Annotated in this window: 18 protein-coding genes; 15 read left to right on the top strand and 3 right to left on the bottom strand. The window is 49.7% G+C overall.

Annotated features, from left to right (window positions below; all coding sequences use genetic code 11):
* Nucleotides 1-35: 35 nt before the first annotated feature.
* Nucleotides 36-2,624: an ATP-dependent chaperone ClpB gene (gene clpB, locus ACTNCH_RS00210; protein WP_441016002.1), complete on the bottom strand. Its 2,589-nt coding sequence runs from the start codon at nt 2,622-2,624 to the stop codon at nt 36-38.
* 358 nt (nt 2,625-2,982) lie between these two features.
* Between clpB and hrcA the strand changes: the two genes are divergently transcribed.
* The 4 genes from hrcA (at nt 2,983) to dnaJ (ending at nt 7,891) form a co-directional block, all read left to right on the top strand.
* Nucleotides 2,983-4,017 (top strand): heat-inducible transcriptional repressor HrcA, encoded by a 1,035-nt coding sequence (gene hrcA, locus ACTNCH_RS00205; RefSeq protein ID WP_441016005.1) that lies wholly within the window; start codon nt 2,983-2,985, stop codon nt 4,015-4,017.
* A 30-nt stretch (nt 4,018-4,047) separates the two neighbouring features.
* The gene (gene grpE / locus ACTNCH_RS00200) at nt 4,048-4,641 is read left to right on the top strand and encodes a nucleotide exchange factor GrpE (RefSeq protein WP_441016147.1); all 594 of its coding nucleotides are present in this window, start codon (nt 4,048-4,050) and stop codon (nt 4,639-4,641) included.
* A 45-nt stretch (nt 4,642-4,686) separates the two neighbouring features.
* Nucleotides 4,687-6,561 (top strand): molecular chaperone DnaK, encoded by a 1,875-nt coding sequence (gene dnaK / locus ACTNCH_RS00195; RefSeq protein WP_441016008.1) that lies wholly within the window; start codon nt 4,687-4,689, stop codon nt 6,559-6,561.
* Between the two features lie 163 nt (nt 6,562-6,724).
* On the top strand, nt 6,725-7,891 hold the full coding sequence (dnaJ, locus tag ACTNCH_RS00190; RefSeq protein ID WP_441016011.1) for a molecular chaperone DnaJ: 1,167 nt from the start codon (nt 6,725-6,727) through the stop codon (nt 7,889-7,891).
* A gap of 78 nt (nt 7,892-7,969) precedes the next feature.
* Here the strand turns inward: dnaJ and ACTNCH_RS00185 are convergent, their stop codons facing one another.
* Nucleotides 7,970-8,191: a hypothetical protein gene (locus ACTNCH_RS00185; RefSeq protein ID WP_441016014.1), complete on the bottom strand. Its 222-nt coding sequence runs from the start codon at nt 8,189-8,191 to the stop codon at nt 7,970-7,972.
* Between the two features lie 326 nt (nt 8,192-8,517).
* On the opposite strand from ACTNCH_RS00185, the gene nifJ reads away from it, so the two are divergent.
* From nifJ to ACTNCH_RS00170, 3 genes are all read left to right on the top strand, one after another.
* Nucleotides 8,518-12,066, top strand: coding sequence for a pyruvate:ferredoxin (flavodoxin) oxidoreductase (gene nifJ / locus ACTNCH_RS00180; RefSeq protein WP_441016017.1), 3,549 nt, complete (start codon nt 8,518-8,520; stop codon nt 12,064-12,066).
* A gap of 397 nt (nt 12,067-12,463) precedes the next feature.
* Nucleotides 12,464-13,813, top strand: coding sequence for a purine-cytosine permease family protein (locus tag ACTNCH_RS00175; protein WP_441016020.1), 1,350 nt, complete (start codon nt 12,464-12,466; stop codon nt 13,811-13,813).
* Nucleotides 13,810-14,643 carry a nitrilase-related carbon-nitrogen hydrolase gene (locus tag ACTNCH_RS00170; RefSeq protein ID WP_441016023.1) on the top strand — a complete coding sequence of 278 codons (834 nt, stop codon included), beginning with the start codon at nt 13,810-13,812 and terminating at the stop codon, nt 14,641-14,643. The genes ACTNCH_RS00175 and ACTNCH_RS00170 overlap by 4 nt, the downstream gene beginning before the upstream one ends.
* On the opposite strand, the gene ACTNCH_RS00165 is transcribed toward ACTNCH_RS00170, so the two are convergent.
* Nucleotides 14,635-15,099: a hypothetical protein gene (locus tag ACTNCH_RS00165; RefSeq protein WP_441016025.1), complete on the bottom strand. Its 465-nt coding sequence runs from the start codon at nt 15,097-15,099 to the stop codon at nt 14,635-14,637. The genes ACTNCH_RS00170 and ACTNCH_RS00165 overlap by 9 nt on opposite strands.
* A gap of 132 nt (nt 15,100-15,231) precedes the next feature.
* Between ACTNCH_RS00165 and ACTNCH_RS00160 the strand changes: the two genes are divergently transcribed.
* The 8 genes from ACTNCH_RS00160 (at nt 15,232) to ACTNCH_RS00125 (ending at nt 22,232) form a co-directional block, all read left to right on the top strand.
* Nucleotides 15,232-15,996 carry a DeoR/GlpR family DNA-binding transcription regulator gene (locus tag ACTNCH_RS00160; protein ID WP_441016028.1) on the top strand — a complete coding sequence of 255 codons (765 nt, stop codon included), beginning with the start codon at nt 15,232-15,234 and terminating at the stop codon, nt 15,994-15,996.
* A 30-nt stretch (nt 15,997-16,026) separates the two neighbouring features.
* A complete protein-coding gene (locus ACTNCH_RS00155; protein ID WP_441016031.1) occupies nt 16,027-17,448 on the top strand; it encodes a rhamnulokinase in 1,422 nt (473 codons plus the stop codon).
* A 163-nt stretch (nt 17,449-17,611) separates the two neighbouring features.
* Entirely contained in the window at nt 17,612-17,788 is a 177-nt protein-coding gene (gene rpsU, locus ACTNCH_RS00150; protein WP_004054229.1) for a 30S ribosomal protein S21, read from the top strand.
* Between the two features lie 276 nt (nt 17,789-18,064).
* Nucleotides 18,065-18,385, top strand: coding sequence for an ATPase (locus ACTNCH_RS00145; protein ID WP_158364930.1), 321 nt, complete (start codon nt 18,065-18,067; stop codon nt 18,383-18,385).
* Nucleotides 18,386-18,387: 2 nt separating this feature from the next.
* Complete coding sequence (locus ACTNCH_RS00140; protein WP_441016036.1) at nt 18,388-19,440, top strand: V-type ATPase subunit; 1,053 nt, start codon at nt 18,388-18,390, stop codon at nt 19,438-19,440.
* 23 nt (nt 19,441-19,463) lie between these two features.
* Nucleotides 19,464-21,392 carry a V-type ATP synthase subunit I gene (locus ACTNCH_RS00135; RefSeq protein WP_441016039.1) on the top strand — a complete coding sequence of 643 codons (1,929 nt, stop codon included), beginning with the start codon at nt 19,464-19,466 and terminating at the stop codon, nt 21,390-21,392.
* A gap of 69 nt (nt 21,393-21,461) precedes the next feature.
* The gene (locus ACTNCH_RS00130; protein ID WP_441016042.1) at nt 21,462-21,896 is read left to right on the top strand and encodes an ATP synthase subunit C; all 435 of its coding nucleotides are present in this window, start codon (nt 21,462-21,464) and stop codon (nt 21,894-21,896) included.
* Nucleotides 21,897-21,923: 27 nt separating this feature from the next.
* Nucleotides 21,924-22,232 (top strand): V-type ATP synthase subunit F, encoded by a 309-nt coding sequence (locus ACTNCH_RS00125; protein ID WP_158364922.1) that lies wholly within the window; start codon nt 21,924-21,926, stop codon nt 22,230-22,232.
* Nucleotides 22,233-22,248: the final 16 nt, after the last annotated feature.

The following is a 22,248-nucleotide window of genomic DNA, read 5'->3' as shown; positions in this document are numbered from 1 at the left end:
GAGACATATCAAATCTATGCCTCAGCTCTTTTCTTTTACGGTTCTTTTACTTTTGCGGTGAGCGCATCGCCTTCCACATCGATGACAATGGTTGCTCCTGTAGAAATCTCGCCGCCTAAGATCAGTTTGGCAGCTAATGTTTCCACGTGCTTCTGCATATAACGCTTCAGCGGACGGGCGCCGTAGACCGGATCAAAGCCGTGGTCGGCAATGAATGCCTTTGCGGCGTCGGTCAGATCCAGAGAAAGCTCCCGGTCAGCCAGACGTTCGTTCAGCTCACTAAGCAGCAGATCGATGATTCGTGTGATATTGCCCTTGGTCAGCGGTTTAAAGAGAATGGTTTCGTCCAGACGGTTCAGGAACTCCGGACGGAAATGAGCACGCAGGTCGTTCATAACCAGATTCTGGGCCTCCGGCTTGATATTGCCGTTTTCGTCAATACCGTCCAGCAGATAGGAGGAGCCGATATTGGAGGTCATAATCAGAATCGTGTTCTTGAAGTCCACGGTTCTTCCCTGGGAATCAGTGATACGTCCGTCGTCCAGTACCTGTAAGAGTACGTTGAATACGTCCGGATGGGCTTTTTCAATCTCGTCAAACAGGACAACCGAATAGGGCTTTCTCCGTACAGCCTCGGTCAGCTGACCGCCTTCGTCGTAGCCTACATATCCGGGAGGAGCTCCGATGAGACGGGACACGGAATATTTCTCCATGTACTCACTCATATCGATCCGCACCATGTTGGACTCATCGTCGAACAGGCTGGCTGCCAGCGCCTTGGCAAGCTCCGTCTTACCTACACCGGTGGGTCCCAGGAACAGGAACGAACCGATGGGCTTGGTCGGATCCTTGATACCGGCCTTAGAACGGATAATCGCCTCGGATACCAGCGTGACCGCCTCGTCCTGGCCGATGACACGCTTATGCAACTCGTCGTCCAGGTGCAGGGTCTTATTCCGCTCGCTCTCGGTCAGCTTGGCTACCGGAATACCGGTCCAGCGGGAAACGATACGGGAGATTTCGTCCTCCGTTACGGATTCGTGAACCAGTGACAGATCCTTTTGGCTGATCTTTTCTTCTTCCTCAGAAAGCTCCTTTTGCAGGGCAGGCAGCCTGCCGTACTGTAATTCGGCGGCCTTATTCAGGTCATAATTCTGCTGCGCCGTCTGAATCTGCTTATTGATATCCTCAATCTCCTCACGGAGCTTCTGCAGACGCTCTACGGAATTTTTCTCATTGTCCCACTGGGCCTTCTGGCTGTTGAACTGATCACGCAGCTCCGCAAGCTCTTTCTGTAAGTGCTCCAGGCGTTCCTGGCTTAAGTGGTCGGTCTCCTTTTTCAGAGCTGCCTCCTCAATCTCCAGCTGCATAATCTTACGTCGCAGCTCGTCAAGCTCGGTCGGCATGGAATCCAGCTCCGTCTTAATCAGAGCACAGGCCTCGTCCACCAGGTCAATGGCCTTGTCCGGCAGGAAACGGTCGGAGATATAACGGTTGGAGAGGGTAGCGGCTGCCACCAGGGCGGCGTCGGTAATCTTCACACCATGGAATACCTCGTAGCGCTCCTTTAAGCCACGCAGAATGGAAATGGTATCCTCTACGGTGGGCTCATCTACCATAACCGGCTGGAAACGACGCTCCAGGGCCGGATCCTTTTCAATGTACTGACGATACTCGTCCAGGGTGGTAGCTCCGATACAGTGGAGCTCGCCTCTGGCCAGCATGGGTTTGAGCATATTGCCGGCGTCCATGGCTCCGTCTGTCTTACCTGCGCCTACAATCAGGTGCAGCTCGTCGATAAAGAGGATAATTTTGCCCTCGCTTTTCCGTACTTCCTCCAGAACAGCCTTCAGACGTTCCTCAAACTCGCCGCGGTACTTGGCTCCGGCTACCAGAGCGCCCATATCCAGGGAAAATACCTTTTTGTCCTTCAGACCCTCTGGTACGTCGCCCCGCACGATACGCTGTGCCAGACCCTCTACAACGGCGGTCTTGCCGACGCCGGGTTCACCGATGAGCACCGGGTTATTCTTGGTCTTACGGGACAGGATACGGATCACATTCCGGATCTCCGCGTCACGGCCGATGACCGGATCCAGCTTCTGATCCCGGGCTTTTTCCACCAGGTCAGAACCATATTTGCTTAAAGTATCATAGGTAGCTTCCGGATTATCGCTGGTCACCCGCTGGTTGCCCCGCACAGAGGACAGCGCCTGCAGGAAACGATCCTTGGTAATGCCGTACTCCCGGAACAGCTCCTTCATGGAAGGGCTGGGATCATTTAACATGGCCAGAAACAGGTGCTCTACGGAAACGTATTCGTCACCCATCTGTTTAGCCACATCTTCGGCGCTGATCAGTACCTTATTCAAATACTGTCCCACGTAGGGCTGTCCGCCGGAGACCTTGACTCTCTTATTTAAGGTCTGTTCCACACCGTTCAGAAACAGGTTCTGGTCGATGCCCATCTTAGCGACAAGCTTCAGGATCAGACTGTCCTCCTGCCGGAGCAGACTCATCAGAAGATGTTCCTGTTCAATCTCCTGATTGCCGTATTCGTAAGCCAGCTTTTCCAGGTCGTTTACAGCTTGAATGGATTTCTGTGTAAATTTGCTGATGTTCATAAATCTGACTCCCCTTTCTTTATAATAGGTAAAGAAATTGTTTTCTAAGTTTTTTATATAAAAAAGAAAGTCCCGGCATCAAATATACATACAGATATCTGATACAGGGCCTTTTTCTTTTTCTGTACCCATTTATAGCACCGTCCGAAGAAAAGGTCAAGTACTTTTTTGAAAATAATTTATAAAAAATCTATAAAGTGTCAGACTACTTATATAGAAAGGAAGAAAAAAATTCTTGCAAAAAAAGATTTCTAAAAAAACTATAAACCCGCTTGACAAACCCCAAGGGGAGTGCTATCTTAATGTTAGCACTCAAGAGGGCCGAGTGCTAATAGGTAAAAACAAAGAGGTGAATGAAATGGAGCTGGACGAAAGAAAACAGAAGATACTGCAAGCCATCATCCGGAACTACATGGAGACCGGCGAGCCGGTAGGTTCCAGAACCATTTCCAAATACTCAGATATAAATCTAAGTTCCGCCACCATACGGAACGAAATGTCAGACCTGGAAGAGATGGGCTACATCGTACAGCCCCATACCTCGGCAGGACGAATTCCTTCCGATAAGGGCTACCGCTTATACGTAGACCATATCATGGAAGAAAAAAACCACGAAGTACAGGAGCTCAAGGATCTGATGATAGAGCGGACCGACAAAATGGAGCAGGTATTGAAGCAGGTCGTGAAGGTCCTGGCTGCCAATACCAATTATGCCACCATGGTATCGGCGCCCACCTATCACAGGAACAAGCTGAAATTTATCCAGCTCTCCAAGGTCACAGCCACTCAGATTCTGGCGGTGATTATGATAGAAGGCAACATCGTCCGCAACAAGGTGATTGACGTGACGGAGGAGCTTGACCAGGAAACGGTGCTGAAGCTGAATATCCTGCTGAACAGTGTACTGAATGGCTTATCCATAGAAGAAATCAATCTGGCCATGATACAGAACCTGAAGGAGGAGGCGGGCATTTACAGCGAGCTGGTGGGAAGCGTCATTGACGCGGTGGCAGAGGTTATCCACTCGGAGGACGAGGTTGAGATATATACCTCCGGAGCGACCAACATCTTCCGGTATCCGGAGCTATCCGATAACGGAAAGGCCAGTGAACTGATAAACGCCTTTGAGGAAAAACAGCAGTTGACCGATCTGGTGACACAGACACTGGAAAATGAAGACCACAAGGGCATTCAGGTGTACATCGGGCAGGAGACGCCGATTCAGTCCATGAAGGACTGCAGCGTGGTGACAGCCACCTATGAGTTGGGCGAGGGTCTGCAGGGAACCATCGGAATCATCGGTCCCAAGCGGATGGATTACGAAAACGTATTGAAGACGCTGAAGACCCTGACCGAGCAGCTGGATGAAATCTATAATAAGAATAAGGAATAAAGAAAGGGGCCGACACCCGTGGAACAGGAAATGAAGAAAGAAGAGCTTCAGAATGAGGAAGCGAAGGAAGAAGAAACTGTAAAAGCAGAAGAAGCTTCCGAAGAACAAGAAAGCACCGGCGGTGAGAAACCGGAAGAAACAGAATCCGGAGAGGAGTCCGAGATGCTGAAGAAGAAAAAGAAAAAAGACAAGATGGAAGAGAAGATCGAAGAGCTGGAGGATCGTGTCAAGCGCCAGATGGCAGAATTCGATAACTTCCGGAAGAGAACCGAGAAGGAAAAGTCCCATATGTATGAAGTGGGAGCCAGAGATGTGATTGAGAAAATCCTTCCGGTGGTAGACAACTTTGAACGCGGTCTTGCATCTGTACCCGAGGATCAGAAGGAAAATCCGGTCATCGTAGGTATGGATAAGATATACAACCAGCTGATGACTACACTGACGGATCTGGGTGTTGAACCCATTGAAGCGGTGGGTGAGGAATTCGACCCGAATTACCACAACGCAGTGATGCATGTGGAGGACGAGGAGTTGGGTGAAAATGTAGTAGCCGAGGAATTCTTGAAGGGTTATATGTACAAGGATACCGTTATCCGTCACAGCATGGTAAAAGTAGCGAACTAAGAAATTAACATTTTACAATCAGAATAAATTGAGGAGGTCTCTATTATGAGCAAGATTATTGGTATCGACTTAGGAACAACAAACAGCTGCGTAGCAGTTATGGAGGGCGGAAAGCCCGTAGTAGTAGCAAATACAGAGGGAGCAAGAACCACACCGTCTGTAGTAGCATTTACAAAGACAGGCGAGAGACTGGTAGGCGAGCCGGCAAAGCGTCAGGCAGTTACCAACTCCGAGAAAACCATTTCCTCTATTAAGAGAGAGATGGGTACCAACTACAAGGTAGACATTGACGGAAAGCAGTATACTCCGCAGGAGATTTCCGCTATGATTCTGCAGAAGTTGAAAGCAGACGCAGAGAACTATCTGGGCGAGAAGGTTACCGAGGCAGTTATTACCGTACCGGCATACTTCAACGACGCACAGAGACAGGCAACCAAGGACGCAGGTAAGATTGCGGGTCTGGACGTAAAGCGTATCATCAATGAGCCGACCGCAGCAGCGCTGGCATACGGCCTGGACAATGAGAAAGAGCAGAAGATCATGGTATACGACCTGGGCGGCGGTACCTTTGATGTATCTATCATCGAGATCGGTGACGGCGTTATCGAGGTTCTGGCTACCGCAGGCGACAACCGTTTGGGCGGCGACGACTTCGATAAGAAGATTGTAGATTACATGCTTGCAGAGTTCAAGCGCACCGAGGGTGTAGACCTGTCCGGTGACAAGATGGCTATGCAGAGACTGAAAGAGGCCGCAGAGAAGGCGAAGAAGGAGCTTTCCAGCGCAACCACAACCAACATCAACCTTCCGTTCATCACAGCAACCGCTGAGGGACCGAAGCATTTCGATATGAACCTGACAAGAGCAAAATTCGACGAGCTGACCCATGATCTGGTAGAGCGTACCACAGGACCGGTTCAGGCAGCGCTGAAGGATGCAGGCATTACAGCTTCCGAGCTTGGTAAGGTACTGCTGGTAGGCGGTTCCACACGTATTCCGGCTGTACAGGATAAGGTAAAACAGCTGACCGGCCATGAGCCCAGCAAATCTCTGAATCCGGATGAGTGCGTAGCTATCGGTGCTTCCATTCAGGGTGGTAAGCTGGCAGGCGACGCAGGCGCAGGCGATATCCTTCTTCTGGATGTTACTCCGCTGTCTCTGTCCATCGAGACCATGGGCGGTATCGCAACCCGTCTGATTGAGCGTAACACAACCATCCCGACCAAGAAGAGCCAGATCTTCTCTACCGCAGCTGACAACCAGACAGCCGTAGATATCAACGTAGTACAGGGTGAGCGTCAGTTCGCGAAGGACAACAAGTCTCTCGGCCAGTTCCGTCTGGATGGAATCCCGCCCGCAAGACGTGGTGTTCCGCAGATTGAGGTTACCTTCGATATCGACGCAAACGGTATCGTAAATGTATCCGCAAAGGATCTGGGTACCGGCAAGGAGCAGCATATCACCATTACCGCAGGCTCCAATATGTCTGACAGCGACATCGACAAGGCAGTGAAGGAAGCTGCTGAGTTCGAGGCTCAGGATAAGAAGCGTAAGGAAGCCATTGACGCGAGAAACGACGCGGACTCCATGGTATTCCAGACCGAGAAGGCACTGGAAGAGGTTGGCGCACAGGTTGATCCGGCCGACAAGTCCGCAGTAGAGGCAGAGCTTACTTCCCTGAAGGCAGTTCTGGAGAGAACCAAGGATCAGACTGATATTTCTGACGCAGACTTAGATGAGCTGAAGAATGGCAAGGAAAAGCTGATGAACGCGGCACAGAAGGTATTTGCAAAGGTATATGAGCAGGCACAGGCAGCACAGGGTGCGGCAGGCCAGGCAGGCCCGGATATGGGCGCAGGTACCGGTGCCGGAGCAGGTGCTTCTGACGACGTGGTAGACGGCGATTACAGAGAGGTCTAAGCCGTAAGAACAGGTCTTGACACGGAAAATGATGTGCGTTATATTTTACAACAGACCTGTTTCCAAATAAACAGATAAACACAGATGTCCAAGGAGGGCAGCAGATTCCGGCTGCTTTCCTTGGATTTTGCGCAGAAAAATCAGAAAAAGGAAGATAGAAGAGATGGCAGAGCAGAAAAGAGATTACTACGAGGTTCTGGGCGTAGATAAGAACGCCGATGACGCGACCATTAAAAAAGCATACCGTCAGCTGGCGAAAAAATACCACCCGGATATGAACCCCGGCGACAAAGAAGCAGAAGTGAAATTCAAAGAGGCTTCCGAGGCTTATGCAGTTTTAAGTGATCCGGATAAGAGACGCCAGTATGATCAGTTTGGCCATGCGGCCTTTGAGGGAGGCGCAGGCGGCGGTGCAGGCGGCTTCGGCGGTTTTGATTTCAACGGAGCGGATATGGGAGATATCTTCGGGGATATCTTTGGTGATCTCTTTGGAGGCGGCCGCGGCAGACGCGCCAACAACGGGCCTATGCAGGGGGCAAACCTTCGCACCCAGGTGCGCGTCACCTTTGAGGAAGCAGTTTTCGGCTGTGAGAAGGAGATTGAGCTGACCTTGAAGGATGAGTGTACCAGCTGTCACGGAACCGGAGCGAAGCCGGGTACCTCGCCGGTTACCTGTCCGAAATGCGGCGGCAAGGGCCAGGTGGTTTACACCCAGCAGTCCATGTTCGGAATGGTGCAGAATGTACGTCCCTGTCCGGATTGTAACGGAACAGGAAAAATCATCAAGGAAAAGTGCCCGGACTGCTACGGAACCGGTTACATTGCCAGCAAGAAGAAGATTTCCGTATCGATACCGGCCGGTATCGATAACGGACAGAGCATCCGCCTGAGAGGAAGGGGAGAACCGGGCGTCAACGGCGGCCCCAGAGGCGATCTGCTGGTAGAAGTAATCGTGGCGCGCCACCCGATTTTCCAGCGTCAGGACATGAATATCTATTCCACAGCCCCCATTAGCTTTGCAACGGCGGCTCTGGGCGGAACGGTACGGATCAAGACCGTGGACGGCGAAGTGGAATACGATGTGAAGGCCGGTACCCAGACGGATACCAGAGTGCGTCTGAAGGGTAAGGGCGTTCCGTCCCTGCGGAATAAGAGCACCCGCGGCGACCACTATGTAACGCTGGTGGTTCAGGTGCCGACGGATCTGAGTAAGGATGCAAAAGAGGCGCTGCGCGCTTATGATGATATTGTAAATGGTAAAAATCCGGAGAAGCCGGGAAAAGGGAAAAAGGGCTTTTTCGATAAAATGAAGGAAGCACTGGACGAGTAGGGTACGGTCCGCTGCGCAAAAACGGGGCTGCAAAAGAATGCGGCCCCATTTTTTGCGCTTACGCACAGTTGAATTCACTTACATCCGGTTGATAAAGGCGTCTACGGACCGGACCTGCCGGGCCAGGGAAAACCAGCGGTTCAGTTGCAGGGCGTTTTGCTGCCCAAGAATCTGCTCCCGGATGCGCAGGGGCACCTGTCCGTAATCTGACAGGGTTTCCAGAATACATTCCGCCTTCCCCTCTGCAATTCCGTAGGAATGCGCCTTATCATAGATGAGGGAGTAATAGTCCTCTGTCATTCCGGAATTCCTCCTTCCATTGATGATGTACAGCATTCATTTCAGACTTTGTATGCTGCGTGTTATTGTCACAATAACATACAAATCAATACAAATCAAGGAAAATATTGGAAAAAATAAAAGAAACAGAAAGAGTCAGAAGAAAGGGCATACAGCTTTTTAAAAGTCCCGTGACATTGTACAACAAAAATACACAGAAACCGCAAATGTACATCAAAAAATACAACATTCAAATAGACAATCCGGAGCCGATATGTTACAATCAACTATGTATGAAGATATCAAAAATGCCTTGCCAGGGCTGAAAAAATAAGGAGGAAATATCAATGGCTAGAAAAATGAAGACCATGGATGGAAACCATGCAGCAGCTCATGTATCTTATGCATATTCTGATGTTGCAGCTATCTATCCGATTACACCGTCATCTGTTATGGCAGAAGCTACCGACGAGTGGGCTACACAGGGAAGAACCAACATCTTCGGACAGACCGTACAGGTTACCGAGATGCAGTCTGAGGCTGGAGCAGCAGGCGCTGTTCACGGATCTCTGGCAGCAGGTGCTCTGACCACTACCTTCACAGCATCCCAGGGACTTCTTCTGATGATCCCGAACCTTTATAAAGTAGCAGGCGAGCAGCTTCCGGGCGTATTCAACGTATCCGCACGTGCGCTTGCAAGCCACGCACTGTCTATCTTCGGAGATCATTCCGACGTATATGCCTGTCGTCAGACCGGTGTTGCAATGCTTTGCGAGTCCAGCGTACAGGAAGTTATGGACCTGACTCCGGTTGCACACTGCGCAGCTATCAAGGGTAAGATTCCGTTCATCAACTTCTTCGACGGTTTCCGTACATCTCATGAGATCCAGAAGATCGAGACATGGGATTACGAGGATCTGAAGGATATGGTTGACATGGATGCCATCGACGCGTTCAGAAAGAATGCCCTGAACCCGAACCATCCCTGCCAGAGAGGTTCTGCACAGAACCCGGATATCTTCTTCCAGGCAAGAGAGGCATGTAACCCCTACTACGATGCTATGCCGGCTATCGTGCAGGAGTACATGGATAAAGTAAATGAGAAGATCGGAACAGACTACAAGCTGTTCAACTACTACGGAGCAGCAGACGCAGAGCACGTTATCGTAGCTATGGGTTCTGTATGCGATACCATCGAAGAGACCATCGACTATCTGGTAGCAGCAGGCGAGAAGGTCGGCGTTGTAAAGGTACGTCTGTACCGTCCGTTCAGCGCAGAGGCACTGGTAGCAGCTATTCCGGAGAGCGTAAAGAAGATTACCGTTCTTGACAGAACCAAGGAGCCGGGAGCTCTTGGCGAGCCGCTGTACCTGGATGTAGTAGCAGCTCTGAAGGGAACCAAGTTCAACGATACACCGGTATTCACAGGCCGTTACGGACTGGGATCCAAGGATACCACACCGGCACAGATTGTTGCTGTATACAAGAATGATAGCAAGCAGAAGTTCACCATCGGTATTGTAGATGATGTTACCGGACTTTCTCTTGAGACAGGCGCTCCGCTGGTAACGACTCCGGCAGGAACCATCAACTGCAAGTTCTGGGGACTGGGCGCAGACGGTACCGTAGGCGCTAACAAGAACTCCATCAAGATCATCGGCGACAATACAGATATGTACGCACAGGCTTACTTCGATTATGACTCCAAGAAGTCCGGCGGTGTTACTATGTCTCACCTCCGTTTCGGTAAGAGCCCGATTAAGTCTACCTACCTGATTCACAAGGCAAACTTCGTAGCATGCCATAACCCGTCCTATGTACGTAAGTACAACATGGTACAGGAGCTGGTAGACGGCGGTACCTTCCTGCTGAACTGCCCGTGGGATATGGAAGGCATCGAGAAGCATCTGCCGGGACAGGTTAAGAGCTTCATCGCTAACCACAACATCAAGTTCTATGTGATCGACGGTATCAAGATTGGTAAGGAGATCGGACTGGGCGGACGTATCAACACCGTTCTGCAGTCTGCATTCTTCAAGCTGGCGAACATCATTCCGGAGGAGCAGGCTATCGAGCTGATGAAGGCTGCTGCAAAGGCTACCTATGGCAGAAAGGGTGACGCCATCGTTCAGATGAACTACGACGCTATCGACGCAGGCGCTAAGCAGGTTGTTGAGATTACCGTTCCGGAGAGCTGGAAGAACGCAGCTGACGAGGGACTGGACTTCACACATGCAGAGAACGGCCGTGGCGACGTTGTAAACTTTGTAAATGATATTCAGGCAAAGGTTAACGCACAGGAGGGTAACTCTCTTCCGGTATCCGCATTCAAGGATTACGTAGACGGTACAACCCCGAGCGGTTCCTCTGCTTACGAGAAGCGTGGTATCGCAGTAGATATCCCGGTATGGAATGCGGAGAACTGTATCCAGTGTAACCGTTGTTCCTATGTCTGCCCGCATGCAGTTATCCGTCCGGTAGCCCTGACAGAGGCTGAGGCAGCTGCTGCTCCGGAAGGAATGAAGATGGTTCCGATGACCGGTATGGCAGATTACAAGTTCTCTATGGTAGTATCCGCACTTGACTGTACAGGCTGCGGTTCCTGTGTAAATGTCTGCCCGGGCAAGAAGGGTGCTAAGGCACTTGCAATGGAGAACATGGAGGCAAATGCTGCAGAGCAGAAGAACTTTGATTACGCAGTTACTCTGCCGGAGAAGACAGATGTTATCGCGAAGTTTAAAGAGGCTACTGTAAAGGGAAGCCAGTTCAAGACTCCGCTGCTCGAGTTCTCAGGCGCATGCGCAGGCTGCGGCGAGACTCCGTACGCAAAGCTGATCACACAGCTGTTCGGCGACAGAATGTACATCGCAAACGCAACAGGATGCTCCTCTATCTGGGGTAACTCCTCACCGTCCACACCGTACACCGTAAACCAGAAGGGTCAGGGTCCTGCATGGTCCAACTCTCTGTTCGAGGATGCTGCTGAGTTCGGTTATGGTATGAGCCTGGCTCAGAACGCTGTCAGAGGCGGACTGAAGGCTAAGGTTGAGGCTCTCATGGAGACAGCAAACGATGACGTGAAGGCTGCTGCTCAGGAGTGGCTGGATACCTACGGCGTAGGCGCAACCAACGGAACTGCTACAGACAAGCTGGTAGCTGCTCTGGAGGCATGCGGATGTGACGCAGCTCAGGAGATCCTGAAGGATAAGGACTTCCTGGCTAAGAAGTCTCAGTGGATCTTCGGTGGTGACGGCTGGGCATACGATATCGGCTTCGGCGGTGTTGACCATGTACTTGCAAGCGGCAAGGATATCAACATCATGGTATTCGATACCGAGGTTTACTCCAATACAGGCGGACAGGCATCCAAGTCTACTCAGACCGGTGCTATCGCACAGTTCGCAGCAGGCGGTAAGGATGTTAAGAAGAAAGATATGGCTTCCATCGCTATGAGCTACGGCTATGTATATGTTGCTTCTATCGCTATGGGTGCTGATTACAACCAGTGTGTAAAGGCAATCGCAGAGGCAGAGGCATATCCGGGACCGTCCCTGATCATCGCTTACGCTCCGTGTATCAACCATGGTATCAAGAAGGGCATGAGCAAGGCTCAGACAGAGGAAGAGCTGGCTGTTAAGGCTGGTTACTGGCACTGCTTCCGCTTCAACCCGGCAGCTCCGGCTGAGGGCAAGAGCGCGTTCACTCTGGACAGCAAGGAGCCGACAGGCGACTACAAGGAGTTCCTGAACGGAGAGGTTCGTTACAACTCCCTGATGCGTGCTAACCCGGAGAGAGCAGAGAAGCTGTTCGCTGAGGCTGAGGAGAACGCTAAGGCAAGATACGAGTATCTGAAGAGCCTGGGCGAGCTGTACGCTCCGAAGAAGACAGAGGAGTAATCCTTTCGTCGACATGCCAAAAAGCATAACGGGATAAATAAGAATCCGGCAGAGATACGGGAAACCGTATTTCTGCCGGATTTTTTATTACAGACACAAAAGAAAACACCACCTCTCAGGAATGAAGGGGAGAGGTTGTGAATAGGTGAAACCTATTTTGTGAAAATGACGATTAAAGAATTTTATAAAATGAATAAGCTCTGTCAAAATGTATAGATTATCGTTTCTAAACAACAAACAATATGCATAGTGCACAAAAAAACAAGAACTTTTGGGTGCGTGGGGAGCATTGACATGAAAAGACTGCAGTGCTATATTAAGGGGGCAAGAGTTGAATGCTCTTTTCGAAATCTTGAATATATTTCGAAATAAATGAGACATAACAGGAGGTACAGTAATGACGAATGACAAAAATGTGTTAGGTACAGCAGAATCCACGGAAGTTTTCAACGACTATGAATTTAGTCCGGTTCCTGATGACAAGAAAAATACGTGGAAATCACAGGTGTTTGTGTGGCTGGGCGTTGGTTTCTGCCTGACGGCGTTTACACTGGGCGGACAGATTGCTCTGGGTCTGGGCTTCTGGCCTACGGTGGCAGCTGTATTAATTGGTGGTGTGATTCTGACTATTATTGGAGCGCTTTGCGGAGCTATCGGAATAAAGAGCGGTCTTTCTTCTACGGTCTCTTCCCGTTTCACCTTTGGAAAATATGGCGCAATGGTATTCGGAATTATTGTTGCACTGTGTAATATGGGATGGTTTGGTTATCAGTGTACTTTTTTCGGAAGCAGCATTTCCAGTGTGTTCAGATTAGCGGCAGGAGTGGAAGTAAATACCACGTTCTGCATTATCGTAGGCGGAATCCTGATGATGATTACCGCGATTGTCGGATACAAAGGAATTAAAATGCTTTCCCAGATAGGTGTTCCTCTTCTGTTTGCACTGATTCTGTTCGGTGTGGTCAAGACCTTTGTAATGGTTCCGGCAGGAGAGATTCTGAGTGCTGCTCCGACAACCAAGATGTCCTTCGCTACGGCTGTTTCGCTGATGGTCGGCAGCTTCATCGTAGGTGTATCGATTGTACAGGACTTTACCAGATATTCCAAAACAGTGAAGGATTCAAGCATTGGTGTGACACTGGGATTTACGTTGGGATATCCGGTTGTTGTTATCTGTGGCGCAATCTTTGCCTGTGCGTTTCAGACCAATGATATTACAGACATTATGATTAACATTCTTGGCTTTGGCTATGTTGCGGCGCTTATCATTATCATTGCCACATGGACAACCAACGATAATAACCTGTATCAGTCAACTCTTGGTCTGACCAATACGTTTCATGGCCTTCTGAAGCTGCCCCGTTGGATTGTTACAGCTCTCTGCGGTATCTTCGCAACCATTCTGGGAGCTCTGGGAATGATTGACTGGCTGGTTCCCTTCCTGAATCTGCTCTGCGTATTGATTCCGCCGATTTCAGGCGCTATGCTGGCTGACTTTTATATCCTGAAGAATGCGGATAAGTACAGTTATGAGAAAATGAACGAGATTCCGGATTTCAAGGTTGATACAGGAATTGGCGCAATTGCCGGCTGCCTGGTTGGTCTCTGTATGAATGAGGCTCCGGTTGGCTTCGGCGTACCCTTTATGGTGAAGCTGTCCAATGTGGTTCCGACGGCGCTTGTGGCAATGTTTGTTTCTGTAGTGGTAGTGGTATTGATCGGCAAGATCGGAAAGGGAAAAGCATGAGTAGAAATGTAACAGTGGGACTTGTCCAGATGGACTGTGAGCTGATGAATAAAAAGGCGAATCTGGAGAAGATGCTGGACTATGTGAAAGAGGCAGCGGAGAAAAAAGTAGATTTGATCTGTTTCCCGGAGTTGTGTTCCACAGGCTATAGCCCGGAGCTGATAGGAGAAAAGTATCTGGATATGGCTGAAGAACCGGAAGGAGAAACCTTCCAGCTTCTGAGTGCCAAGGCAAAAGAATATGGAATGTATATTGCGGCTCCTATTGTGTTGAAAAGTGACATGCCGGGAGTTCTGTACAATGGAATGATTGTAATCAGTAAAGACGGCTCCCTGATGGGAACCTACAATAAAACACATCTCTGGGCAGGAGAGCGCTTCTGGTTCCGTGCGGGAAGCGAGTATCCGGTGTTCGACATGGACTTTGGAAAAGTCGGATTTATGATTTGCTACGATGGAGGTTTTCCGGAGGTTTCCAGAATCCTTACGTTAAAGGGCGCAGAACTGATTCTCTGTCCCAGTGCTTTCCCCATCAGGGATAAGGATATGTGGGATATCTATTTTGCTACCAGATCCCTGGAAAATGGCTGTTTTGTAGGCGGACTTAACCGCGTTGGACTGGAAGGCGAGGATAAGACCGGAGAAATGTTCGGAAATAACAAAATTTATAATCCGAGAGGAAAACTTGTGGCAGAGGCCCCGGTAAATGAAGAGGCATTGCTGGTAGCTACCTTTGATTTGGAGGATGTGGCGAGATATCGTGAAAATGAAGTAGTGTATTTACGGGATCGTCGTCCGGAAACCTATGAGCTCCTGTCAAAATTATACTAAGAAAAAATAATAATGCGATCGGGTCGTCAAAAGCCCGGTCGCATTTTGCGTAACAGGAAATAGTGAAAACATTCCCACATCAATTATTACATTGACCTGACCACACTGAAGGCGCGCCAGAATGAAGCCCAGGCGGCAGCGAGGCTGCTGGCTACAGCCACCACCGGAAAAACCCTGAATCAGAGTATCGAGTGTATCGAGTATTACGGCGGCAAAATCAGCGCCATCAACGCGATTTTCAGCGCGGTAGATAAGGCACATTCCATTCCGGTCAACGCCATTTTTACACGGAAGGATATGCCGGATTATCAGACCTACAGCTTCCGTGACTGCCCCCTGTGCCAGAAGCAGGAGAAGGTAGATGCCATAGTCAATACCTTCGGTTACAGCAGACTTTAAAGAAGATAAAAAACCGATGTGCAGATTTTCTGCCATCGGTTTTTTTAAAACTATCATGTTGAGTTTGTAATATTTTCAACTAAAAACCAAGAAAAACTACTATAAAAACCAAGAAAAACATGGTATAATAAATTCAAATGAGATAAAATAGAATAAAACAGGAAAAAATTTACAGAGGGAGGAGAAAAAATGCTTGCAATCGAACGCAAAAATGAAATCCTTGCAATTCTTCAGAAGGAACAGCGGGTTCTCGTTTCCGAATTGAGCAAACACTATGATGTGACAGACGAGACCATTCGCCGGGATCTGGAAAAGCTGGAAAGCGAGGGCTTCGTAAAGAGAACTTACGGAGGAGCCGTCCTGAATAAGAATAAAAATGTGGATATGCCCCTGCGGATCCGGGAGAAAACCAACCGGGACGAAAAACAGGTGATTGCCGGACTGGTGGCAGGCCTGGTGGAGGAAGGCGATCGGATTATGTTGGATGCGTCGTCCACCTCCCTGATGATTGCCAAGGAACTGAAGGAAATGAAGAAGCTTACGGTTATTACCAACTCCGTGGAAGTACTGATTGAGCTGGCCGGTCACGAGGGCATCCAGGTAATTTCCACCGGAGGCAATTTAAATGAAAGCTCCCTTTCCCTGGTGGGAAATGCGGCCCAGAAGGTTCTGAACGGCTATCATGTGGACAAAGCGATCTTTTCCTGCAAGGGAATCGATATGAAGGAGGGCATGACAGACTCCAACGAGCTGGACAGCGATATCAAGATTGCCATGTACGGCTGCGCTGACACGGCGATTCTGGCTGTGGACAGCAGTAAGTTTGACCGGGTTTCCTTTGTGAAATCCATGATGCTGAAAAAAGGGGATGTGATTGTGACCGACCGGAAGCCGTCAGGGGAATGGCTGGCGTTTCTGGAGGAACAGGGGGTTCGTCTGGTCACACAGGGATAAAACACATAAAAAGAAGGGAAGGAATTACTTATGGGAGAGAAAATTTATAACCTGGCCTTTGATTTTGGAGCATCCAGCGGACGTATGGTGCTCTGCAAGCTGGAGGACGGAAAGCTCACGCTGGAGGAGCTGCATCGTTTTCCGAATCATGAGGTACGTGTAGGGGGACATATTTACTGGGATCTGTTCGGTCTCTACCATGAACTGAAGCAGGGCCTGAAAAAAGCGGCGGCTAAGAAGGTGCCGATTCAGTCTCTGGCGATTGATACCTGGGGCGTGGACTACGGCCTTTTTGACAAGGACGGAAACCTCATCGGCAACCCGGTGAATTACCGGGATTCCCGTACGGACGGCGTCATTGACGAGATCGGGAAGATTATTCCGTTGGAGGAGCTTTACAACCGTACCGGAATTGAGTTTATGTATTTCAATTCCATCTTCCAGTTATATGCGGAGAAGAAGATGCGTCCGGTGATTCTGGACAACGCAAAGCGGATTCTCTTTATGCCGGAGCTGTTTGGTTATTTCCTGACCGGTATCATGTATACAGAGTATACCTTCGCAAGCACTTCCCAGCTTCTGGATGCCAGAAAGCGGGAGTGGGATTATGATTTGATTGAAAAGCTGGGGCTGAACAAAGAAATGTTTGGCGACATCGTAATGCCCGGCACTATCATCGGCGGACTGCTTCCGGAAGTGGAGGAGGAGACCGGTCTTAAGGATGTGAAGGTCATTGCGGTAGGCAGCCATGATACGGCGTCCGCAGTAGCGGGCGCGCCTCTGGAGTCCGACGACGCGGCCTTCTTAAGCTGTGGTACCTGGTCCCTGCTTGGTATGGTTCTGGATGAGCCGATTTTAAATGAAGCTTCCTATAAATATAACTACACCAACGAGGGCAGCATCGATGGCAAGATTCAGTTCCTGAAGAATATCAATGGTCTGTGGATTATGCAGAATCTGCGCCGGAACTGGTGCGAGTTCGAGGGAGAGGTAGGCTTCCCGGATATTATCCGTGAGGCGCGGGCAGCCAAGCGTCAGGACTTCAGTATCAATCCGAAGGATCCGCGGTTTACAGCGCCGCTGAATATGATGAAGGAGATCGTCGGTTACTGTGAGGAGACCGGACAGGGAACCCCGGAGGGACTGGGCGAAATGGCCATGGCTATCTACAACGGCCTGACCGAGGAGTACCGCAAGTCTGTCAAGTATATGGAGGAGATCACCGGAAAGACCGTTTCCTGTATCAACATGGTGGGCGGCGGCATCCAGGATCAGCTTCTCTGCGAGCTGACCGCGAAGAAAACAGGCAAGCGCGTTATGGCGGGACCGGTAGAAGGATCGGTTCTGGGCAACAGCATTGTACAGCTGGTGGCCATGGGAGAAATCAAGGATGTGCAGGCGGGACGTCAGATTATCCGGGATTCCTTTGAGGTGAAGATTTACGAGCCTTAATTTGGCTTTAATTTACCGGTTACGGTGAAAAAAGTATTGACAGAACACCGATTAGCCACTATAATCTTATGTGTGCAAGGATACCTTTGCAAATCAAAGGTAAAATACCCAGACAGTTGTCTCATGCACAATACACAACTGGAGGGAGGTTAGGTGTGAAACTATGTCAAATGTAATCGTAAAAGAGAACGAGACTTTAGATAGCGCTCTGCGTCGTTTTAAAAGAAACTGTGCAAAGGCAGGCATTCAGCAGGAAATTCGTAAGAGAGAGCATTACGAGAAGCCCAGCGTAAGACGTAAGAAAAAATCTGAAGCGGCTAGAAAGCGTAAATACAACTAATTGTGCATGAAATTCCTCGACGTAAGTCGGGGAATTTTTTCTCTAACAGGGGAAATTACACACAAGTGTGTAAAATGTATCATTATCCGAAAGCAGTCAAAAAGAGGCGTTTTCCAATGCGTCAAAATGCCGAAAGTATAGAAATTTATACATAAATTTGTAGAAAATGCCAACGGAAATAGATACAATTTAGGTGGATTTTGCTATAGCTTTTCCCCAGAAAAGAGTATAGTATAATCGTGATTCAAAGACTATGACGAGACAGGAGGGATTTGCATGGAGCAGATGGAAGCAGTGCTGGGCAGGCTTTCTGAGATCGAGAGCGCGGCGGTAGCGCTGGAGAAGAAGGCTGCAGAGCAGAAGAAGCAGATCGCGGCTGAGTATGAGGCGAAGACACAGGCCTTTGATAAGGAGATTGACGCGCAGACCCAGGAAAAGCTGAAGACATTGAATGAGAAGCTGAACCTTTCGGCGGAGAACGAGCTTTTGAAAATGAAGCAGGAGACGGACCGGGTGCTGGCAGACATGGAGGCGGAGTACAACCAGAACCATGAGAAGCTGGCGACTGCGATTTTCAATAAGATGATAGGAGAATAGGCATGGGCGAGCTGATGAAATACAGTGCCGTTGCCACAAAGATACGGGCCATGGACAGCAGGCTTCTGACGCATTCTGATTTTGAGAAGCTGGCAGCTATGGAGAGTGTTCCGCAGGCGGTGGCCTATTTGAAAAAGATTCCGGCCTATGGAGCCTTGTTTAGGGGATATGACGAGACAGAGCTTCACCGGGGGCAGATTGAGAAATTGCTGGTCGGTACGCTTTACTATGATTTCTCTAAGATCTATCGTTTCTGTGATAAGGATCAGAAAAAGATTTTGAAGCTTTATTTCTGTAAATTTGAGATTGCGATTATCAAGCGGGCATTCCGAAGAGTGTTCAACCATGGGGATCGTACCGCAGAGGAGAAAGAGCTTCGGGGGATGATACAGCGTTACACGGATGTGCCGCTGGACAGGCTGGCTGAGGCGGAGACGGTTCCGGAGATTCTGGAAGCGCTGAAGGGCACGGATTACTATAAGGTGCTGGAGAAGCTGGATCATGCAGAAAACATGGGTCTCTTCGATTATGAAATGACGCTGGATCTGTATTATTTTTCCACCATATGGAAACAGAACAGCAAGCTGACCAAGGGGAAGACCCAGGCACTTCTGGCCAGAAGCCTGGGAAGTCAGATTGACCTGCTGAATATGATGTGGATTTACCGGGCAAAGAAATACTATCAGATGTCGGAGGCTTCCACCTACGCCCTTCTGATTCCGGTGACTTACAAGCTTCATGACAGCGATATCCGCGCTATGGTATCGGCGGCAGACAACAGGGCTTTGGAAGAAGCAATCCAGAAGACCTATTACGGCAGAAGGTTTCTAAAACTGGACAGCCAGGAGCTGGAGACGGTATATGACAGATTCCTGCGTAAGATTTACACGGAAGAAAAACGTGCCAATCCGTATTCTCTGGCGGTGATTACCGGCTACCTGTACGATAAGGAGCAGGAACTGGACAGGCTGACTACCGTTCTGGAAGGCGTCCGCTACGGACTTCCCGCCGCGGAAACCATGAGATATGTGGAACGGTCGAAGACTAAAAGCTAACAGTAAGAGGAGGTAGCAGCAAAGTGATTGTAAAGATGAAGTTCTTAAGCATCACAGGGCCGAGGAATGATATTGAGCGCATGGCCGGTCGGTATCTTTCCAAGTACGAGATCCAGCTGGAGCACGCCCTGACAGAGCTTAAGACAGTACAGAATCTGAGAGCCTACACGGACAAGAATCCTTACGAGGAAATCTTGCGTCAGGCGTCAGAATATCTCCCGGCAGATCTGCACACAGATCGGGAATTCCCCGATATGACAGTAGAGAAGGCGGAGCAGATTTTAAGGGACGCGGAAAAGAACCTGACCGATCTGAAGGATCAGAAGGCGGAGCTTACCGCGAAGCGGGAAAAATGCAAGGCTTCCATGGACAGCATTGAGCCTTTCCAGGGATTGGAGTTTGATGTCCACAGCCTGCTGAATTTCCATTATGAAAAGTACCGGTTCGGACGGATTTCCAAGGAGTACTTCGATAAGTTCGACCGCTACGTATACGATACACTGGATACGATTTTCTATAAATGCCGCAGCGATGAGGAGTATGTTTACGGAGTTTATTTTGTACCGGCTTCTCTGGCAGATAAGATTGACGCGGTGTATGCGTCCATGCATTTTGAGCACATCTTCATTCCGGACGAGTACGAGGGTACCGCAACCGAGGCGTATGAGGAGCTGAAAAAGGAACTGGCAGAGCTGGATAAGAAGCTTTCAGCCATGGATGATAAGATTTCTTCCGTGGTAGCAGACCGTATCGACGAACTGGCAGGGGCAAGCGCTTACCTGAAAAAGCGTTCCGCAAGCTTCGATATCCGGAAATTCGCGGCGCTGACCCGGGAGAAGGACAATGTGTTCTATATCCTCTGCGGATGGATGCCGGAAGATCAGGCCGACGCCTTCCAGAAAGAAATCGAGGAAGATGAGCAGACCTTCGTGGTGGTAGAGGATGACCATGACAACATCTTCAGTACACCGCCTACGAAGCTTCATAACCACAAGATTTTCCGTCCCTTTGAGATGTATGTAAAGATGTATGGCCTTCCGGCCTACAATGAGATGGATCCGACCATGTTCGTGGCCATCACCTATGCCTTTATCTTCGGTGCTATGTTCGGTGATGTGGGACAGGGCCTGGTACTGCTGCTGGGCGGCTTCTTCCTCTATAAGAAGAAAGGCATGGATCTGGCGGCGATTATCGGCAGCGCCGGTATCTTCTCCACTTTCTTCGGCTTTATGTACGGCAGCTTCTTCGGTTTCGAGGATGTGATTCCCGCACGCTGGCTGAAGCCCAAGGAAGCCATGATGACGCTTCCGGTGGTGGGACAGATGAACACCGTTTTTGTGGTAGCCATTGTATTCGGTATGTTCCTGATTCTGACGGCTATGATTCTGCATATTATCGTGGCAGTCCGGAATCATGATATCGAGGGCACCTGGTTCGATACCAACGGTGTGGCAGGTTTTATCTTCTACGGCTTCGTAGTAGCAAGCCTGATTCTCTTTATGAGCGGACACGCGCTTCCGGCTACTGTTATCATGGTGCTGGTTCTGGGACTTCCGCTTCTGGCTATGGCCTTCAAGGAGCCGCTGACCGCTTGGATGGAAAAGAAGAAAGCAGAGCTGGATGGCGGCATAGCCATGTATCTGGTGCTGACCTTCTTCGAGATGTTTGAGGTGCTCTTAAGCTTCTTCTCCAACACCCTGTCCTTTGTCCGTATCGGCGCGTTCGCAGTCAGCCACGCGGCTATGATGGAGGTTGTGCTGATGCTGGCGGGCTTCGAAAACGGAGCCACCGGAAACTGGCTGGTTATCGTACTGGGCAACACCTTTGTATGCGCCATGGAGGGCCTGATCGTAGGTATCCAGGTTCTGCGTCTGGAGTACTACGAGCTGTTCAGCCGTTTCTACAAGGGAACCGGACATGCGTTTAAGCCCTATAAGCTGAAAGAGAAATAAGAGATACAGAAGCAATAATTTAAATTTATATAAAATTATTACAAAAGGTATTAAAAGGAGGAAATTAAAATGTCTATGTTAGTGAAAGTATTACTGGTTACAGCTCTTGTATTAAGCATTATGGTTCCGTTCGGGGCATATTTCCTGGGACAGCCCTCCCGCAGTCGTTATAAGAGAAGCCTTGGATGCAACTGCTTCTTCTTCTTCGGTACTCTGGCTCTGGCAGCCGTTCTGGCATACGGCGGAGATGTACACGCAGCAGAGACCGCGGCAGAAACCGCAGCAGGCATGTCCACAGGTCTGGGATATATCGCAGCAGCGCTGGCTACCAGCCTTTCCGGTATCGGTTCCGGTATTGCCGTAGCGTCTTCCGCAAGCGCGGCGCTGGGCGCAATCAGCGAGGATCAGAGCATCTTCGGTAAGTCCATGATTTTCGTAGCAATGGCCGAAGGTATCGCTCTGTATGGTCTGATCATCTCCTTCATGATTCTTGGTAAGCTGTAAATCCCTGACCCGAAAGGCGGAATCCATATGAAGATGTATTTGATAAGCGACAATATCGATACCTGCACAGGCATGCGCCTGGCAGGCGTCGAGGGCGCCGTTGTCCACGAAAAAGAGGAGCTGAGGGCAGAGCTGAACCGTGTGATGGCTGACAAGGATGTGGCTGTAGTAATTCTGACGGAGAAGTTTGGCCGCGAATTTCCCGAGGTTGTCAACGAAGCGCGTCAGGGGCACAGCCTTCCGCTTCTCATTGAAATTCCGGACCGCCATGGCACTACAAGAGGAGAGAATTTCATTACCTCCTATGTGAACGAAGCCATCGGAGTCAAGCTTTAGAGTGAACAGGAAGGAA

This window comes from Candidatus Merdisoma sp. HCP28S3_D10 (assembly GCF_052065835.1).
In the GTDB taxonomy this organism is placed as follows: domain Bacteria; phylum Bacillota; class Clostridia; order Lachnospirales; family Lachnospiraceae; genus Laedolimicola.
Note: the sequence above shows the minus strand (reverse complement) of the source record. Positions and strands in the feature narration are given on the sequence as shown.

Coding starts and splice junctions, on each gene's coding strand:
- ACTNCH_RS00185 (WP_441016014.1), bottom strand. CDS start 8,191: ATGACAGAGGACTATTACTCCCTCATCTATGATAAGGCGCATTCCTAC.
- ACTNCH_RS00170 (WP_441016023.1), top strand. CDS start 13,810: ATGAGTAGAAATGTAACAGTGGGACTTGTCCAGATGGACTGTGAGCTG.
- ACTNCH_RS00160 (WP_441016028.1), top strand. CDS start 15,232: ATGCTTGCAATCGAACGCAAAAATGAAATCCTTGCAATTCTTCAGAAG.
- ACTNCH_RS00125 (WP_158364922.1), top strand. CDS start 21,924: ATGAAGATGTATTTGATAAGCGACAATATCGATACCTGCACAGGCATG.
- dnaJ (WP_441016011.1), top strand. CDS start 6,725: ATGGCAGAGCAGAAAAGAGATTACTACGAGGTTCTGGGCGTAGATAAG.
- grpE (WP_441016147.1), top strand. CDS start 4,048: ATGAAGAAAGAAGAGCTTCAGAATGAGGAAGCGAAGGAAGAAGAAACT.
- ACTNCH_RS00155 (WP_441016031.1), top strand. CDS start 16,027: ATGGGAGAGAAAATTTATAACCTGGCCTTTGATTTTGGAGCATCCAGC.
- ACTNCH_RS00165 (WP_441016025.1), bottom strand. CDS start 15,099: ATGATAGTTTTAAAAAAACCGATGGCAGAAAATCTGCACATCGGTTTT.
- ACTNCH_RS00145 (WP_158364930.1), top strand. CDS start 18,065: ATGGAGCAGATGGAAGCAGTGCTGGGCAGGCTTTCTGAGATCGAGAGC.
- rpsU (WP_004054229.1), top strand. CDS start 17,612: ATGTCAAATGTAATCGTAAAAGAGAACGAGACTTTAGATAGCGCTCTG.
- dnaK (WP_441016008.1), top strand. CDS start 4,687: ATGAGCAAGATTATTGGTATCGACTTAGGAACAACAAACAGCTGCGTA.
- ACTNCH_RS00175 (WP_441016020.1), top strand. CDS start 12,464: ATGACGAATGACAAAAATGTGTTAGGTACAGCAGAATCCACGGAAGTT.
- clpB (WP_441016002.1), bottom strand. CDS start 2,624: ATGAACATCAGCAAATTTACACAGAAATCCATTCAAGCTGTAAACGAC.
- ACTNCH_RS00140 (WP_441016036.1), top strand. CDS start 18,388: ATGGGCGAGCTGATGAAATACAGTGCCGTTGCCACAAAGATACGGGCC.
- nifJ (WP_441016017.1), top strand. CDS start 8,518: ATGGCTAGAAAAATGAAGACCATGGATGGAAACCATGCAGCAGCTCAT.
- hrcA (WP_441016005.1), top strand. CDS start 2,983: ATGGAGCTGGACGAAAGAAAACAGAAGATACTGCAAGCCATCATCCGG.
- ACTNCH_RS00130 (WP_441016042.1), top strand. CDS start 21,462: ATGTCTATGTTAGTGAAAGTATTACTGGTTACAGCTCTTGTATTAAGC.